Source organism: Pedobacter sp. GQ55 (genome assembly GCF_059758925.1).
This window is the reverse complement of sequence record NZ_JCAXEI010000001.1, coordinates 457,081-473,225: the sequence shown is the minus strand read 5'-3', so window position 1 is coordinate 473,225 and position 16,145 is coordinate 457,081. Positions and strand designations below refer to the sequence as shown.

Sequence of the window (16,145 nt, the reverse complement as noted above, 5' to 3'; positions counted from 1 at the left end):
AAAAACTCATGAACAAACTTAAAAAATATCCCTCTGCAGCCTTTATAGTGGCTATTCTGGCTACAAGCGCTTGCCAACAAAACAGCAATGCGGTTACATCGGGAACAAGTGATACTACAAAAAAAACAAATTTCTTGTCTGAACCATTGATTACTGAAATTTACACTGCCGATCCATCAGCACATCTTTTTAATGACAAAATATACATTTATCCTTCGCATGATGTTGAAGCGGGAACCCCGGAGAACGATAATGGCGATCATTTTGATATGCGTGATTATCATATTTTGAGCATGGACAGTATTAACGGGAAAGTAACCGACCACGGTGTAGCTTTAAGCATAAAGGATATTCCCTGGGCAGGCAGGCAACTTTGGGCACCCGATGCCGCATTTAAAAACGGCTCCTATTATTTATACTTTCCGGTTAAGGATAAAAAAGACGTATTTAGAATTGGGGTAGCTACTGCAAAAAACCCGGCCGGACCATTTAAGGCCCAAGCCAAACCAATTGAAGGGAGTTATAGTATAGACCCCGCGGTTTTTACCGATACAGATGGCAACTCTTATATGTATTTTGGCGGTATATGGGGAGGCCAGTTGCAGCGATGGAATAACGGAAACTATAACGCCAATGGCTCCAAAACCGATTCAGGTAAAGAAAATGAGCCGGCTCTTACCGCTAAAATAGCCAAAATGAGTACCGACATGCTGAGCTTTGACGGACCGGTAAAAGATGTAGTGATATTGGATAAAGAAGGTAAGCCACTGTTAACTAAAGACCACGACAGAAGGTTTTTTGAAGGAAGCTGGATGCATAAATACAATAGCAAATACTACTTTAGCTATTCGACCGGAGACACCCATTTCCTTGCATATGCCATCGGCGACACCCCATATGGTCCTTTTTACTACCAGGGAACTTTTATGGATCCTGTTCAGGGCTGGACTACCCATCATTCTATCATTGAACTCAATGGCAAATGGTATATTTATTATCATGATACCCAATTATCTAATAAAACGCATCTAAGAAACATTAAGGTAACCGAACTTAAGCATCATGCGAATGGAAGTATTGAATTGATTAAACCTATGCTCAAGTAAAATAGCGCATTATTAAATTAAAAAGAAGGTGTATTTGCAAAATCAAATACACCTTCTTTTATGAAACTAATTCGCGTAACCCGGATTCTGATAAGCAGTCTTCTCTGCTCCACTCATTTCCATAGCATCAAGCTGACCTTGCGGTATAGGTCGCAGATACAAATAAGGCTGAATGTTTCTGGTAATCGTTTGTGCATTATGATCGCCAACGTTTGATCCGCCAATTTTATAAGAACCCGCAATTTCTGCCCACTTTTGAGTTCTCACCAAATCGTACCAGCGGTATCCCTCTCCATAATATTCACGTGATCGCTCTGCTAAAATATATTCAATATCTATTGTTGCAGGGGTAGCTGCTATCATAACCGCACTGTGATCTTCTGCCTTTACAGTATTGCCATTATTATTAAAACGCCACTTACCAGCTCTGCCCCGAATCACATTTATTAAATCTCTGGCGCTTTTATTAGCTGTTGTTGCTGCACCTTTTACCGCAGCCTCGGCTGCAACAAAGTAAAGTTCCGAGAATTTAGCGATATTAAACGGACGGGTACTGCCTCCATTGGGTTGTCCTAAGCCTGTACCATTGTCAGTCCGGTAGATTCCCAGCTTCCAAAGATTTGGATACGCATACCTGCTAATGCCACTTGGTGCAATAACATAATCCGCCCTTCCTGGCAATATACCTGCTCCAACATTACTTTTATATACGGAATTAGAATAATTAATAGGCGAAGCAGGCTCTTGGTCAAGGAAAGTAAGTATTGCCTCACCTGGCTTTACTTGCAAGGCATTGGCATTGTATAAAACCGGGTTTGTTACACCTCCTTTATTCCAGTTACCACGGTAAGTAGTAACAAACGTTCCATCATAGCGCGAATCATTAGTCTTATCCGCAAATGTATTTGTAATTGCACCAATAGTAGGTGCCATACATTTCCATGGCCTGCCGTAAGCCTGTGCCGCCTCACGCTGTACCGACCGCACAGTCGAAGTCCATGCCGCACTCGTTGCACTTTCAAGAAATGTATAGTCCCAGGTAGCCATCCAAACCGCAAAATTATCGGGAGCTGCACCACTACCATAACTATGGCTTCCCCCATTGTAATATTCACTGCCCTCAGTATGGTCGGCATATAGCAAAATCTCGCTGTTACGATCGTTCGCTCCCAGATTCACATCATAATACGTTCCCTGCAAACGAAAAGATCCTGGACTTTCAATCCCCGCAGTTGCAACATCGTATGCCTGTTGAAAATACCACAGGGCATTATGCCCATCAGAATCGGTTCTTGGCGATTCCGGATAGGTAGGAATGTTCTTTGGATTTTCCAGCCACCACCCGTAGGTCAGATAAGCTTTTGCCAAATAAAGGCGGGCAAGTGTTTTAGTGACACCTCCGGTGACACGCCCTACGTCCGGCAAATCTTTTACTGCAATTAGCAAATCAGGAAAAACAGCCTTGGTATAAACCTCAGGAACAATATTACGGACCGAACTTCTTGAAGTTGAGGTATTAAACTTCAACTCACCTGCACCCAAATCCAAAGGTACACCGCCAAAAGTTTGTACCAGCATAAAGTAGTCAAATGCACGAAAGAACCTTGCCTCTGCAATCAGTGCGTTAGAAATGGTTCCCACTTCGGTGGCATTTTCGATGATACCGCTAGCGGTATTAATATTACGAAATGCTTCGTTCCACAATACATCAGATCTGCTACTTGATGGTGTAAGAGAGCCTACACCGGAAAGGTCCATGTCTTTAAAGTTCCCATCTCCACCATGACCATAAGTATACTCATCCGTACCGGTCAAACATGCGTTATAATAATATCCCTGTCCGTATATATTGCGAAGGTGGCCATATAAAGACGTTATTCCTCCCATGACACCTTTTTCGCTCTTAAAGTATTCGGGTGTAAATATCGCACGGGGCTGTTCGTCCAAAACTTTTGTACATCCAGCCATAAATAGCGCTATAAGGGACGCGCCTACAATTTTTCTTATATGAGTATGTTTCATAAATCTTTTTTTAGAATGTTAAATTAAGACCGATCAAATAATTACGGGTAACCGGTGTATTCACACCTAAGGTCAACAGGCGTCTGAGGTTACCAGATAGAGGTACAGCTGCGTTTTCGTTTCCGTATGAGTTTGTCTCCGGATCCATACCAGATTCTGAATAGTATGGAGAGAAAAACACAAATGGATTTTGAACCGTACAATAAAGACGCAGTTTGCTAATGTCTTTACCTTTTAGCCACTTACTACTATCGAAATTATAACCAAGCGTTATCGTACGTACCTTCATATATGATGCATCGAAATAGCCCAGGGTGCTACCATATTTAGGATTATTACTACTCTCTATTCCGCCAGGTTTTGGATACTTTGCGCCAGTATTTTCAGGAGTCCAGTAATCTATCTTTACATTATTCCTTCTGCCGCTCATCATATTTAGGTAACCCGAAGATGAGTAAAGACTACTAAGTAGCACCCCACCACTTTTAAATATACCAACAACCCCCAAATCGAATCCTTTATAGGCCACGCGGGTATTAAAACCACCCTCGAAATCCGGGTTTATATTCATAATTTGTCTATCGTCGGCATTTACCTGTCTTTTCGGGGAACCATCCTCATTGTAACCACCGGTGTATTTAACTTTAATCATACCTGCATTTCCTCCCGGCTCCAAATTATTCCGATAAGGTTCTCCTTCCTGCCACAGACCCACTTTCTCATAGTCAAAAATCACATCAATAGGATGCCCCACAAACCACCAGTTACTTTCGTCTCTTGTCTGCTCCGAAGCAAGCGAAATCAGTTTATTGCGATTGGCGTATAGATTAAAACCTGCTTCCCAAGTCCATCCGTTTAAATCATTTATGATTACACCATTTAAAGATAGCTCCACCCCCTTATTCTGCGTTTCGCCAATATTGGCCATATAACTACCCACACCAGCAGTAGAAGGAAGTCCTACTCTCAACAAGATATCCTTGGTGTTCTGCACATAATATTCAACCGTACCCGACAAACGTTTATTGAATAGGGAGAAATCCAAGCCATAGTTCCATGTTTGAGAATATTCCCATCCCAGCTTATCGTTAGGTAATTCAGACACATAGTTTCCAACTACAAACTGATCTCCAAAATTGTAAGGTCTGGTACTTAGCAGGCCCATTGTTTTATACGGATCAACCGACTGGTTAGACGTCTGTCCATAGCCTACACGCAACTTCAATTGATCAATTGCGGTAATATTCTTCATAAACGACTCATTTTTGATGTTCCATCCGGCAGATATAGCTGGATAGGAATGCCATTGCTTCCCCTTTGCCAATCTGGAAGATGCATCGGAACGAATAGTAACACTCAGCATATATTTATTGTCGTATGAATACATTGCCCTTCCCATGTAAGACATCAATCCGCTTTTATAATAGCCCTGGTTATCCGGATTAACAGTAATTTCACCTGCGGCATGTCCGAGATTATAGAACTGAAACTTATCCGAAGGAATATCCAATGCAGAAATGTACGAACTGTTAAAACTGGTTTGTTCTGAAGAGAACAAGCCAACTACATTTAACTGATGCTTTTCGTTAAAAGTACGGTCGTAAGTCAGTAAATTTTCAATCACCCAATGTGTGGTAAGTGAGTTACTGATAGCAGCCGTTGAAAGCGTCTTTTCATTATCACTAAATACACCTTCTCCCGTGTAATTACCGCCGTTGCTCATTCGGAAATTCAGACCAACGTTTGCACGATATTTTAAACCTTCAATACCGGGAATTTTAACCTCACCATAAATGGTATTGTAAGATCCAAATCCTTTAGTCCGATCTATCCACTTATCACCCAAGTTCTCTATAACTTCCCTTGAGTATGCATAGTGATTGTCATTCGCCATTCTTACAATTCTTTTCCATGAGCCATCTTCATTATATGGATTGGCAATAGGTGTAGTACTTAAAGTAGTGTATAATCCTAAATTGTTACCATTAGATACTGAATAGTTATTATTTGAGGTAAAACCAAAACGAAAGGCCTCGCCTACTCGCTGATCTAATGTACCCCGAATAGAAAAGCGCTCAAAATTTTGTCCTGGCAATACCGCCTCATCTCTATAATAACCAGCTCCGAAATTATAACTGCTTTGTTCGGCTCCACCGGCAATGCTTAAGTCGTGACTGGTTACCATACTATTTTTATATAGCAGATCCTGCCAGTTTACATTAACATCGTCAGATTCGTCCACTCCTGGTTGAGTAAACCTACCTGCTGCCTTTCGCAGAGCAACAAATTCAGGTCCGTCCATCATAGGGTATTCAGCAAAAACCTTTTTAAGGCCAACATAATTACTGTAATTTACTCTTGCTTTTTGGCCGCTGTTACCTTGATTGGTTGTTATCAATATAACGCCATTAGCCCCACGTGAGCCATAAATAGCAGTTGCCGAGGCATCTTTCAGGATATCAATGCTCTTGATGTCGTTAGGATTAATATCCCCAACAGATCCCGCAAATGGAATACCGTTAAGCACAATCAGCGGATCATTGCTGGCGTTCAGCGAGCGTGTACCACGAATGCGGAATTGCATATTGGCACCGGGTTTAGTTGAAGTTTGCGACAATTGCACACCCGCAATACGCCCTTGCAAAGCCTGTGAAATATTAGCAGAAGGAACTTCGCTCAGCTTAGCTCCGCTAATAGAAGCTACTGAGCCCGTTACAGCCTCTTTCCTTTGCGTACCATAACCTACAACAATAACCTGTTCAAGATCTGATGAGCTTGGAGTAAGACCAACATTAATTGTCGATTGATTGCCTACCGCCACTTCTTTTATGGCATAACCGATGAATGAAAATACCAGGACTGCATTTTTTCCAGTCACCTGAATCGAATAGCTGCCATTTTCAATAGTTGAAGTGCCTGAAGTAGAACCTTTCAGTACTACACTAACTCCCGGTAAGCCCTTACCTAATTCATCCACAACCTTACCTTTCACTACTGTCTGAGCTTGAACAGTGTTAGCAGCGGAAATCAGAATGGCAAACATCAAAATCTTCCAGAGATATCCAGGATACCTCCAATAAGGGATTACAGAAAATCGTAAAATTTCTTTTCTCATAAAATTCAGTTTATAATTGGTTAAAAAATATGAACGACTAACTAAGTTTTAGAAATCGATTCTTCCTTCGTAAAAGATGAAGTTCCTTTTCCAGATTCGGAGCAATTAGACTATGGAGTTAGTTGAAGAGCTGTTTTTCCTTACATATTCGTTCAACGATAAAGGTATTTTCTATCGCAATTAAAACGTGATTCAAATGTTCATATTCATAGAAGAAATGTTCAACGACAATTTTCAAGACAAGACTAGTCTATTCAGAAAAACTTTTGCTGATCGCTTTCAGGTAAGTTTCATTGTTGGATCGTTTGAAGACAATGTCCTTGCATTGGTTGAATTGGACGAATGCTTTTAAGGCTTGAACAAACTTTTCAATAATGATTTGCTCAAGATCAATGGGTTCAAAATGGAGGTTATGGACGATCAGTACTTTTTGTTTGCGGTCGGCTTTAGCATCCATCCTTGCGATAAAAGTTTCCCCCCCGAGTACAGGAAGTGAAAAATAACCGTACTGGCGTTTAGGGGCAGGCACGAAGCATTCGATCTGGTAATCGAAATTGAAGAAGTCTTTTAAGCGGTGGCGGAAGACGTTGAGAATATCAAAGGGCGAAAGGATGAAGACATCGTTGGATAGCTTAATGTTCATTTCCTGATTGGGGAGCATATAGAGCGGGCCTTTCAAGCCCTCTACAATTACCATTTTCACTTTGCCTGTCTGAACCATGTTTTCCAGTTCTTTTTTAACCAGGTTGCCTTTCACACGGCGGGCACGCCACGCCATTTCCTTGGCAGAGCAGATACCCAGTGCACCTAAAGTACGATTGATCACAAAACGAGCGTATTCCTCATCTGTAGGCATGGTTAGGTCTGTTTCCTCAGGCACTAAATTAAATGGTAAATCATAGGTTTTCTGAAAAGCTTTGGTACGGCTGATCATCAATTTCCCGTTAAGGTAAAGCCTTTCCAGCGCAACCTTAGCGGGTCGCCAATCCCACCAACCAGAGCTGGCTTCCAGGCGGTCGTTTTCAAAATCCCCAACCATTAGCGCCCCTTCCCTTTCCACCCGGTCCAGAATCTGCTTCATTAAGTTAATTTCCGGCTTGGTGAGCGGTTTGCCTTGTGTTTCAAAGGCTTTTTTCACAGGCAGTGAAAAGCGGAAATCGCCCATCGGAAGATAGCCTGCGTCCGAAGTGAAGTATTCATAAACCCGGCCATCTTCGCAAAGGTTGGCCAGCCATTCTGTTTGGTAGTCAGGTACGCGCGCAGCCATGACATGATGATGGGCGCGCTCCACAACATAATTTGTATCCAGCTGTACAAAACCCAGATGGTCAATTACCCTGTAAACAGCCTCTATTCCAGTCCCGAACTGTGCCTTGCGGGCAAGTCCGGCGGCATCAAGAATGATTTTCCGCGCTTGCGGTTTAGTAAGGGCAATAGATGCTATTGGCATAAGCAGTATATAGGGCTTTCGGATTATAAAGGTAATGTGAAAAATTATAAAACTGGCAAACCTCCTATTACTTTATTTAGATTCATTATAATTAACATACTTTTGCTTACTTTCGGCAAAAAAATAAATACGATGATTAAAAACTTACTTTTGCTGCTCTCATTTCTGCTGCTTTCCTTTTCTCAGACCTATGGCCAGAACATTAAAATTCAGGGTGTGGTCACGGATAAAAATTCGGGAGTTCCGTTTGTAACTATCGAAACAAATAAATCGACAAAAACACAAACTGATACCAAAGGACATTTTACATTATTTGTAGAAGCCGATAAACCTGTAGTATTAAAAACAAAGGCTGTAGGATATAAAAGCCTAAATATAGAACTAGGATCTTTACAACGTGACACAACCTTAAATTGGGTACTGGAACAAGAAAGCAACACATTAGAAAATGTAATCATCTCTGCCACACGTAAGCCCGAAAATATACGCAACATAGCTGCATCAGTAAGTGTTGTTTCAAAAAAGAAGCTCGAATCAGAAATGACCATTAATCCTGACTTAAGTACGATTTTAGCCAATCAGGTTCCGGGATTTGCCCCAACCGCACAAACAGGAAATAACGTAGGACAAAATCTTCGTGGACGGCCAATGCTGGTTATGATTGATGGGGTAAGCCAATCTTCTCCGTTAAGAAATGCCGAGGTAGACCTTCGCTCTATCGACCCTGCGGTTTTACAACAAATAGAAGTTGTAAAAGGTGCAACAGCAATTTATGGAAATGGCGCAGCCGGCGGCTTGGTTAACTACATTACACTTGTTCCTGATACTGCCGCAAAGTTTGCAGGAAAAACATCTGTAAACTTAAACGGATCGCTGATCAACCCAAAAAATTCCGGAGGTGGCCGCATCAATCAAATGTTTTATGGCAAGGTTGGAAAGATTGATTATGTAGCTAGTGGAACTTACGAACAAACAGGTGAATATAAAGATGCCAAAGGCGATGTAGTTGGCCCAAACTATAGTTTAGGCGAAACTGATAGTTACAATGCGTTCTTCAAAGTCGGTTATCAGCCAACCAAAAATCAACGTTTGCAGCTCGTGTATAATATGTACAGCAGTTTACAGAACAGTAATTTCACATTAGTGAATGGTAATCTTGCCACGGGTCAAAAAGCTACTGGTATTTTAGGTAAGCCGCTTGGTATACCAACCGGAGTTGATTACAACCATAATATCCACCTTTCGTATAAAATAGACAGCATACTATTGAATACCAGTCTGACTGTTGATACTTACTTTGAAAAACGTAAAGATGTATTTTACGTCTCTTTAGGTCGTTTTGATGGCGGCGACGGACAATCGCTAGCTACGAATGATAAAAAAGGTGCCCGCTTATTTTTGGAAACGCCTGTTCTGCAAACTTCATCTTTAAAGGCAACACTAGCTTATGGTGCAGACTTTTTAAAGGATAAAACGGCACAGCCTTTAGTTGACGGCAGGACCTGGGTACCAGAAATGGATATGGCCAACCTGGCTCCATTTGCGCAGGCAAGCATAACCGCGTTAAATGACCTGATATTTACCACAGGGGTACGCCTGGAACATGTAAATATTGATGTGGACGACTACAAAACATTGCGTACTACAAATGCAACGGGGGGAACGTTGACACCTTCTTTTGATGTTACAGGCGGTAAATTAAAGTACAATACCTATCTGTATAATGCAGCATTAAAATATAACCGTATTGCGTTGTTCAGTCCTTTTATCAGTTTCTCTCAGGGTTTTTCGGTGATGGACATTGGTCTGGCGTTGCGTGAAGCTAAAGTGAACAGCATTGATAAGATCAATACCGATGCCGTAAAAGTGAATAATTATGAGGCTGGTTTTCAAAGTACCTATCAGGACCTGACTTTTCTTGCTTCCGTGTACAAAAGTACATCGAAACTTGGTATTGAAGTGGTTTACGACGCGGCTACGGGGTTGTTTAATACTGCAAGGAGTCCGGAAGAAATATATGGATTTGAACTCGCTGCCAATTATAAGTTGATGCCTTCATTAGCATTTGGTGCAAGTTATAGTTACACAGAAGGTAAACGTGACCTTGATAACAATGGCAAATTTGATGACAGTACGGATATGTATATGAATGGTCGCCGAATTTCAGCACCTAAAATTACCGGAACAGTTACTTATAGCCCATTGACCGTATTAGATCTAACACTTAACTATACCGGAATAGCGTCACGCAATCGCTTCGAGAAAAACGCTACAGGCGTGTACAATGGTAATGAAGGAGCAGTTAAAGCGTATAACCTATTCAGTTTTGCTGGTAGCTACAGGGCTAATAAAAACACCCGGATTACTTTAGGCGTGGAAAACCTGTTCAACCAGGACTATTTTCCAGCAAGGGCACAATGGTTTATGCAACCGGGTTTCTATTCCAAAGGTAGAGGAACATCAGTTAACCTGGGCGTATCTGTAAGCTACTAAGTGGCTTACAGACTAATTTTAGTCGGCTTACAAGCTATAATTTGAGTATGTGAAAAAATGTTAAATCAAACTGTTTTTGTATCATGGTAAATTTTAATACACTAGTTTGTGCTAAAATTAACCCCTATGATAAAAAAGCTTTGTTTCTCCTTGTTCCTAATCCTGGTATTCACAATTAAATCCAATGGTCAGAATATATCTGAAAACTCCTTTGAGCTAAACGGCAGTATTGATGTGGATACCGGGACTATTAAATTAGCATTTATTAACGCAAAAGATTACTATCCTTCAGGCATCGAAGAAATCGCGGTTAAGATTAAAGATGGAAAATTTCAATTCAAAGGTTCAATTCCTTACCCCATTGGAGTATTTTTAAATGCCAATATATTTATGACCGAGTGGTTTATCTTAGAAAAAGGTGTGCAGACCATTACATGTAACATAGATTCCAATCGTAAGATACCCTTAGTGAAAAATCATGCGATGGATGAATATCATAATGAGTATTTAAAAGCTTTCGGGGCAAGTAAAGTCTATAAAAATAAAGTGAATACGAGATGGGATGATCTGACCAAGCAATATTCAGGTAAATTACCCGACAGCATTCAGTTAGGTTTAATGGTTGACCTGAAAAAAGCTTATTCAATGAATGATGAGAATTTGTTGCAATACGTAAAAAACCATCCCAATTCTTACCTGGCTTTTTGGGATCTTGTCAGATTATTAGGTTTCGGCTATGAGAACATTTTCGACTCCATCTTTGCAGCATTTTCGCCCGAAATAAAAACGACTTTTACAGGTAAGAAAATTGCTGAAAAGCTTAAAAATGCCGGGTCTCATATCGCTATTGGCAAATCTTTCCCCTTGATAGATTGTATTGATCAAAACAAGGTAAAGTTAACAGCAGCATCCTATGTAAGTAATAAATTTACACTGATTGACTTTTGGTATAGTAACTGTGGCCCATGCCTCGCTCAATTTCCGGATTTAAAGAAAACATACCTGGCCTATAAAGACAAAGGGTTTGAAATACTTGCAATATCAACAGATAAGGCAAAATATGAAGCTGAATGGCGAACAGTAATTCTTGAAAAACAATTATCCTGGCCTCAATATTGGGATATTGATGGCGTTCAGGCATCCAAACTAACCATCAATTCATTCCCTAGTAACTTCCTTTTAGATCATAATGGCAGGATTATCGCTAAAAACATCAGCCCGGTCGAACTGGCTGATTTTCTTACTAAAAACTTATAATAGAAATATGCAAACTTCAGGTATGGTTTTATAATTAAACTGAATCATGTCTCTTTTTATTGCTTCAAAAAGATGGCGAGGCCTTCAGAACTACTACTAGCGCCATTGGAAACGTGGGTAGCAACTCCGTTTTTCCAAACAATAAGGGTATAATAGGTGAATTTCATTTTTGTGTTTCTGATCAATTGATTGTTGGAAATATAGTTTTCAATTTTGAACATTTTAAACAAGATTCAGACCAAGAAGGTTTTTCTTTTTGTGGTGGCGAATCAGGCGGCCTGGCCAAGGCTTGAAATCTTACTCAACTTTTCGGTAAGCCACCGGATAGAGCTTTCTGAACATCGCATAGGTCACACTGACCATCACTAACGCTACAACGGCATCTGTGGCTGCCCCAACGCCAATGACGGCTACTTTTGATCCGAATGCGAAGATAATATCAAAGAAGATTCCGGCAAATACCCATTCTTTTAATCTCAGCAATTTGTCGGGAATCAGGAGCACGATGATGCCCGATATTTTGGCGACCCCCAACAGGTAAATAAAATGTGCAGGGTAACCCAGTTGCCGGGTAATTTCCCAAACCAGCGCATTGTTGGTCAGTTCAAAGAATCCGCTCGCACCGAACCATAGGGAAGTTAAAACGATGCCGATCCAGTAGATTATTTTTGTTGTTTTAGTATTCATGATTTCTATATTTATGTACTGTCTTACTTAAGTGTTTAAAATTTTTACTCCGTATCTTAATTGTCTTTGAATTCGACGGCGGTTAATATTGCCCTGGTCGCGCTGTGTATAGCTTTGCTTTTTTTGTCCTGCAGCAGACCGATAATTTCCCATCCTGATGTGCGGTATTCTTTGGGTAGTTCAAGACTCAGCTGACCCTTTTCGGATTGATCCAGTTGGAAGGTCTGTAAGCTTCTCACAATCTGAGCATGACTCAGTGTGCGGCCTTCATTTTCCCCACGCTGGATCTGATGAGCAGCTTTCTTTTGAACAATTGCGATCAACAGCTCATCTTCAGCTGTTTTTCCAGTTACCCGGTAACTGAGGTTCATTTTTTTGCCCTGTTGTTTCCCCTGCAGTTGCAAGGTGCTGACTGCCCTACCTGTAATGCCACTTGCTATGGCATAATTCATGGCTGACTCATTGGAACCTACGAATTCCGTTTTACCGTTAACTACTACCTGCGGTGTGTAAACCTGTGCGCGGAGTTTGCTTGCATACTGGTACTGACGTTTGCTGTAGTCCGGATTGCTAAACACATCACGCCAGCCTTGGTTATCCCAGTAATCTACATGGTAAGACAAAGCATAAACGGGTTTGTCGCCGGCCTCGCGCTGTACTTTAGCCAGTAGCTCGTCCGCTGGCGGGCAACTGGAACAGCCTTCGGAAGTAAAGAGTTCGAGAACGACGAAGCCGTCTCCTTTTACCGTTTGTGAGATGGATGATTTGGAGGCCATTGATCTATTGGCCAGGGTCGCGGTCAGTAATAAGATGACGGCTAATGCGCAAAGCATAGTGAGTTGTATCCTTTTCATAATTTGAATCTTTAATTTGATCCAAACTTAGGGACTAATGATACCCAAAAACAGGAGATTCGGGTTGAATCGGACAATTGGGATCGCCATATAGACAGGGCGATCCTTCAATTGTATTGTTGTTAACGGTTCTCCATCCAGGATAAGAAAGAGGTCGATTTTTCTTTATTGATAAGCAGTTTATCGGGAGTTTCGAGTACCAATTTCACATACAGCTTACGCAGGAAATAATGCTCAATCTCCTTAATCGCGCTGAAGTTGACCAGGTATTGCCGATTAACCCTGAAAAACTGCTTTTGGGAAACCGACCCGGCAACCTGATCCAGAGATTGGCTCAGAGAAAATTCCTGCCCGTCGAAGCACATGATCGAAGTGGACTCATTCCGGATGTAGAAATAGGCAATCTGTGCGACCTGTACTGTGGTATATTTCTGGTGCTTGAATACCAGGAAACTGGTCTTCTCTGCAGGTTGAACCATCTGGATCAGCAGATCGCTCAGATCCGGAATAGTCTTTTGCTGAAAGAAGTTCTTCAGGTCGTCCACTTTTTTCATGGCCCCGGCGATATCTTCTTTTGAAAACGGCTTCAGCACGTAATCCACTCCGTTACGCTTGAAGGCCTCCAGCGAATACTCGTCAAAGGCGGTGCAAAAAACCACCGGGCAGCTAATTGTTACCGACTTGAAAATCTCAAAGCTCAATCCATCTGCCAGCTGAACGTCCATGAAAATCAGGTCGGGGTGCGGTCCCTTGGACAGCGCCGCTACCGACTCTTCGATACTTTGATAGGCGCCGGTGATTTTAGCAGCGGGACGGAGTTCCCGTAGTATGTTTTCCAATGATTTGGCGGTTCGTAATTCGTCCTCAATGATGATGATGTTCATAGATTAATGGAAGTTTGATTTGAAATAATTGCTGGTCGTTCAGTATCTCCACCTTCCTGTCCAGCAAATGACTGTACTTGAGTTCAATATTTTTGAGACCAACCCCTAGGGAGCTTTCCTCGTTATTCTTTAGCTGTATCTGATTCTCCACCACCAAAGTATCAGCATCACGGTAGATACTGATGTTTAATGGCCGATGCAGGGAGACAATGTTATGTTTCAGGCAGTTCTCTACCAGCAGTTGCAGGGTAAAGGGCGGAATAAGTGTTTCCAACACCTCATCATCCAGTTTGCTGGTAAATATAAAACCATCATCAAATCTTGCCTTTTGCAGGAAAAGGTAAGCGTTGAGGATATCCATCTCTTCACGAACGTGAATGAGATCCAGCTTGCGGCTCTCCAGAGTATACCGGTAAAAATTAGCCAGCTTCAGGATGAAATCTACAGACTGCTCATCTTTGCTCTCCACCATGGCTTTCAGGGTATTCAGGCTGTTGAAAAGGAAATGTGGGTTGACCTGTTGTTTGAGCAGATCATACTGCGCGCTGAGATTGTCGTTTCTGAAGCGTTCCAGTTCCATATTTACGTGCTGGTTTTCATAGTTCTGCTGCAGTAGGGTCAGGAACATATAGAAGACCAGGTTAATCAATATCCCCCGAACCTCTATCATCAGCATAGTGGGACCGAATTCAATATGGGAAAGTATTAGCTGCTGAACATAAGCCAGTGCGAGCATTACCGCGAGTCCGAATAACAGGGACTTCAGCAGCTTATGGTAAGAGATCTGCTGACCTTGGGGCTTATTGCTTTTTCGCGAAAGCATATAGATATTGAAGTACCACATCGTTACCGCAAACGCTGTGGTGATACCTGCATTCACCGCAGCTTCAGAAAAATTGAACTGGTGGGAAGCAAGTTGAGGTACTGAAGACAATACCCCCAGCACGATAGAACTGCTCCAGATAATGGTATTTGATATCTTGAAATTCGTTTTTTTCATGGATAAGCCGGGTAAGGTTAATCTGTTATTCTTATTTTTTCACGGTGCTGCTTGCCCCATCGGATCATCTCCAGGATAATGGCACCAAAAGAAAGGCAATAGTCTGTTTCAGTGTATTCGACCAGCACTGGTGTTGAGGGCGTTACAGTTCTTTTGATCAGTTTATTGGCTTCCATATCCTTCAACTCCCTGGAAAGCATCCGGGTAGTGATACCTGGAATGCTTCTTTGTATGTCGCGAAAGCGCCTGTTACCGTTGCAAATCGAATTGATGATCATCAGCCTCCATTTTCCGCCCATGACGTACATGGTATCCTGCAGTGCCTGGCTTTCTTCCTTTTGATTTCGGGGATCTGAAAGTATTTCTCCCGACTTACGGATAAGTTCTTCATTACTCATGATGTACTGGTTAAGGATTGCTTGCAAGATACTAAAATACGAAAGCTTATAAACTCATCCCCCCGTCCATCACGATTTCCGCTCCGGTGATAAAACTGGAAGCCGCTCCGGCGAAATAAGCGACCATTCTAGCAACATCATCGGCACCACCTATCTTCCGTAGCGGAATGCGCTCAATCATCCAGTCATCCAGTCCTTGGCGGCTGGCCTGGTCAAGCCCCAGTTTATTTAAAATCTCGGTCTGCGTTGGCCCTGGACTTACCGCATTCACACGTATCCCGCGCGGTGCCAATTCTACAGCGGCGATCTTCATTATTGAGTTCAACGCCGTTTTGCTCGAGCTGTAGATAGAGGAGTGGGCTCCGCTCATGCTCGCCACATTCGAGGAGAGGAAAATTACCGACGCGCCATCATTCAGAATCGGAATAAAGCGGCTCAGCGTAAAATATGCTCCCTTAAAATTGACATCCATCACATAGTCGAAATCACTCTCGGTTGCATTTTCAATCCCTGCACCTGCCAAAACTCCCGCATTGATGAACAGAATATCGATCCTGCCAAATTGTGCGCTCACTTTTTGAGCAAGTTTTTCAATAGCGGAGACCCGGCCCTGATCACTCACAAAACCAATTACACCCAGATCTGCCGCCGCATTTTGTAGCGCATCTTCCCGTCTGCCTGTAATGATGACTTCCGCTCCTTGTGATTTTAATTCTTTCGCAGTTGCATATCCGATACCACTGTTCCCTCCTGTGATGAGGGCTATTTTTCCTTTTAAAGTTTCCATATTTTTCTATTGTAAGTTTGAACAAAAGTAAAATGCGTTTGGTATAATTTTGTTACCAGTATAATCAATGATACCAGCTAAAACATTAATTC

General features: G+C 41.9%; 13 protein-coding genes. 3 read left to right on the top strand and 10 right to left on the bottom strand.

What is annotated here, in order from left to right:
- Positions 1–8: 8 nt before the first annotated feature.
- On the top strand, positions 9–1,106 hold the full coding sequence (locus AC6CH7_RS01935; protein WP_498261076.1) for a glycoside hydrolase family 43 protein: 1,098 nt from the start codon (positions 9–11) through the stop codon (positions 1,104–1,106).
- 66 nt (positions 1,107–1,172) lie between these two features.
- Here the strand turns inward: AC6CH7_RS01935 and AC6CH7_RS01930 are convergent, their stop codons facing one another.
- The 3 genes from AC6CH7_RS01930 to AC6CH7_RS01920 all read right to left on the bottom strand — a co-directional run bounded on the left by AC6CH7_RS01930 (position 1,173) and on the right by AC6CH7_RS01920 (position 7,693).
- Positions 1,173–3,128 carry a RagB/SusD family nutrient uptake outer membrane protein gene (locus AC6CH7_RS01930; RefSeq protein WP_498261075.1) on the bottom strand — a complete coding sequence of 652 codons (1,956 nt, stop codon included), beginning with the start codon at positions 3,126–3,128 and terminating at the stop codon, positions 1,173–1,175.
- A 10-nt stretch (positions 3,129–3,138) separates the two neighbouring features.
- Positions 3,139–6,243, bottom strand: a complete 3,105-nt coding sequence (locus AC6CH7_RS01925) for a SusC/RagA family TonB-linked outer membrane protein (protein WP_498261074.1) — start codon at positions 6,241–6,243, stop codon at positions 3,139–3,141.
- 250 nt (positions 6,244–6,493) lie between these two features.
- On the bottom strand, positions 6,494–7,693 hold the full coding sequence (locus tag AC6CH7_RS01920; protein ID WP_498261073.1) for a winged helix-turn-helix domain-containing protein: 1,200 nt from the start codon (positions 7,691–7,693) through the stop codon (positions 6,494–6,496).
- A gap of 132 nt (positions 7,694–7,825) precedes the next feature.
- Here AC6CH7_RS01920 and AC6CH7_RS01915 point away from each other — a divergent pair, with 132 nt between their 5' ends.
- On the top strand, positions 7,826–10,186 hold the full coding sequence (locus AC6CH7_RS01915) for a TonB-dependent receptor (RefSeq protein ID WP_498261072.1): 2,361 nt from the start codon (positions 7,826–7,828) through the stop codon (positions 10,184–10,186).
- Positions 10,187–10,312: 126 nt separating this feature from the next.
- Positions 10,313–11,443: a redoxin family protein gene (locus tag AC6CH7_RS01910; protein ID WP_498261071.1), complete on the top strand. Its 1,131-nt coding sequence runs from the start codon at positions 10,313–10,315 to the stop codon at positions 11,441–11,443.
- Between the two features lie 56 nt (positions 11,444–11,499).
- Here AC6CH7_RS01910 and AC6CH7_RS01905 read toward each other — a convergent pair whose 3' ends face one another.
- The 7 genes from AC6CH7_RS01905 to AC6CH7_RS01875 all read right to left on the bottom strand — a co-directional run bounded on the left by AC6CH7_RS01905 (position 11,500) and on the right by AC6CH7_RS01875 (position 16,053).
- A complete protein-coding gene (locus AC6CH7_RS01905) occupies positions 11,500–11,664 on the bottom strand; it encodes a hypothetical protein (RefSeq protein WP_498261070.1) in 165 nt (54 codons plus the stop codon).
- A 76-nt stretch (positions 11,665–11,740) separates the two neighbouring features.
- Positions 11,741–12,130 (bottom strand): DoxX family protein, encoded by a 390-nt coding sequence (locus AC6CH7_RS01900; protein ID WP_498261069.1) that lies wholly within the window; start codon positions 12,128–12,130, stop codon positions 11,741–11,743.
- Between the two features lie 56 nt (positions 12,131–12,186).
- Positions 12,187–12,984 carry a DUF1223 domain-containing protein gene (locus AC6CH7_RS01895; RefSeq protein WP_498261068.1) on the bottom strand — a complete coding sequence of 266 codons (798 nt, stop codon included), beginning with the start codon at positions 12,982–12,984 and terminating at the stop codon, positions 12,187–12,189.
- A gap of 122 nt (positions 12,985–13,106) precedes the next feature.
- Positions 13,107–13,868, bottom strand: coding sequence for a LytR/AlgR family response regulator transcription factor (locus tag AC6CH7_RS01890; RefSeq protein ID WP_498261067.1), 762 nt, complete (start codon positions 13,866–13,868; stop codon positions 13,107–13,109).
- On the bottom strand, positions 13,849–14,868 hold the full coding sequence (locus tag AC6CH7_RS01885; RefSeq protein ID WP_498261066.1) for a sensor histidine kinase: 1,020 nt from the start codon (positions 14,866–14,868) through the stop codon (positions 13,849–13,851). The genes AC6CH7_RS01890 and AC6CH7_RS01885 overlap by 20 nt, the downstream gene beginning before the upstream one ends.
- A 17-nt stretch (positions 14,869–14,885) precedes the next feature.
- Positions 14,886–15,266, bottom strand: coding sequence for a winged helix-turn-helix transcriptional regulator (locus AC6CH7_RS01880; RefSeq protein ID WP_498261065.1), 381 nt, complete (start codon positions 15,264–15,266; stop codon positions 14,886–14,888).
- A 46-nt stretch (positions 15,267–15,312) separates the two neighbouring features.
- A complete protein-coding gene (locus tag AC6CH7_RS01875; protein WP_498261064.1) occupies positions 15,313–16,053 on the bottom strand; it encodes an SDR family oxidoreductase in 741 nt (246 codons plus the stop codon).
- Between the last annotated feature and the right edge of the window lie 92 nt (positions 16,054–16,145).

What these genes read in the sequence shown, in the direction of transcription:
- AC6CH7_RS01930 (WP_498261075.1), bottom strand. Translation starts at nt 3,128, where the DNA reads ATGAAACATACTCATATAAGAAAAATTGTAGGCGCGTCCCTTATAGCG.
- AC6CH7_RS01935 (WP_498261076.1), top strand. Translation starts at nt 9, where the DNA reads ATGAACAAACTTAAAAAATATCCCTCTGCAGCCTTTATAGTGGCTATT.
- AC6CH7_RS01925 (WP_498261074.1), bottom strand. Translation starts at nt 6,243, where the DNA reads ATGAGAAAAGAAATTTTACGATTTTCTGTAATCCCTTATTGGAGGTAT.
- AC6CH7_RS01875 (WP_498261064.1), bottom strand. Translation starts at nt 16,053, where the DNA reads ATGGAAACTTTAAAAGGAAAAATAGCCCTCATCACAGGAGGGAACAGT.
- AC6CH7_RS01905 (WP_498261070.1), bottom strand. Translation starts at nt 11,664, where the DNA reads ATGTTCAAAATTGAAAACTATATTTCCAACAATCAATTGATCAGAAAC.
- AC6CH7_RS01890 (WP_498261067.1), bottom strand. Translation starts at nt 13,868, where the DNA reads ATGAACATCATCATCATTGAGGACGAATTACGAACCGCCAAATCATTG.
- AC6CH7_RS01910 (WP_498261071.1), top strand. Translation starts at nt 10,313, where the DNA reads ATGATAAAAAAGCTTTGTTTCTCCTTGTTCCTAATCCTGGTATTCACA.
- AC6CH7_RS01920 (WP_498261073.1), bottom strand. Translation starts at nt 7,693, where the DNA reads ATGCCAATAGCATCTATTGCCCTTACTAAACCGCAAGCGCGGAAAATC.
- AC6CH7_RS01885 (WP_498261066.1), bottom strand. Translation starts at nt 14,868, where the DNA reads ATGAAAAAAACGAATTTCAAGATATCAAATACCATTATCTGGAGCAGT.
- AC6CH7_RS01915 (WP_498261072.1), top strand. Translation starts at nt 7,826, where the DNA reads ATGATTAAAAACTTACTTTTGCTGCTCTCATTTCTGCTGCTTTCCTTT.
- AC6CH7_RS01880 (WP_498261065.1), bottom strand. Translation starts at nt 15,266, where the DNA reads ATGAGTAATGAAGAACTTATCCGTAAGTCGGGAGAAATACTTTCAGAT.
- AC6CH7_RS01900 (WP_498261069.1), bottom strand. Translation starts at nt 12,130, where the DNA reads ATGAATACTAAAACAACAAAAATAATCTACTGGATCGGCATCGTTTTA.
- AC6CH7_RS01895 (WP_498261068.1), bottom strand. Translation starts at nt 12,984, where the DNA reads ATGAAAAGGATACAACTCACTATGCTTTGCGCATTAGCCGTCATCTTA.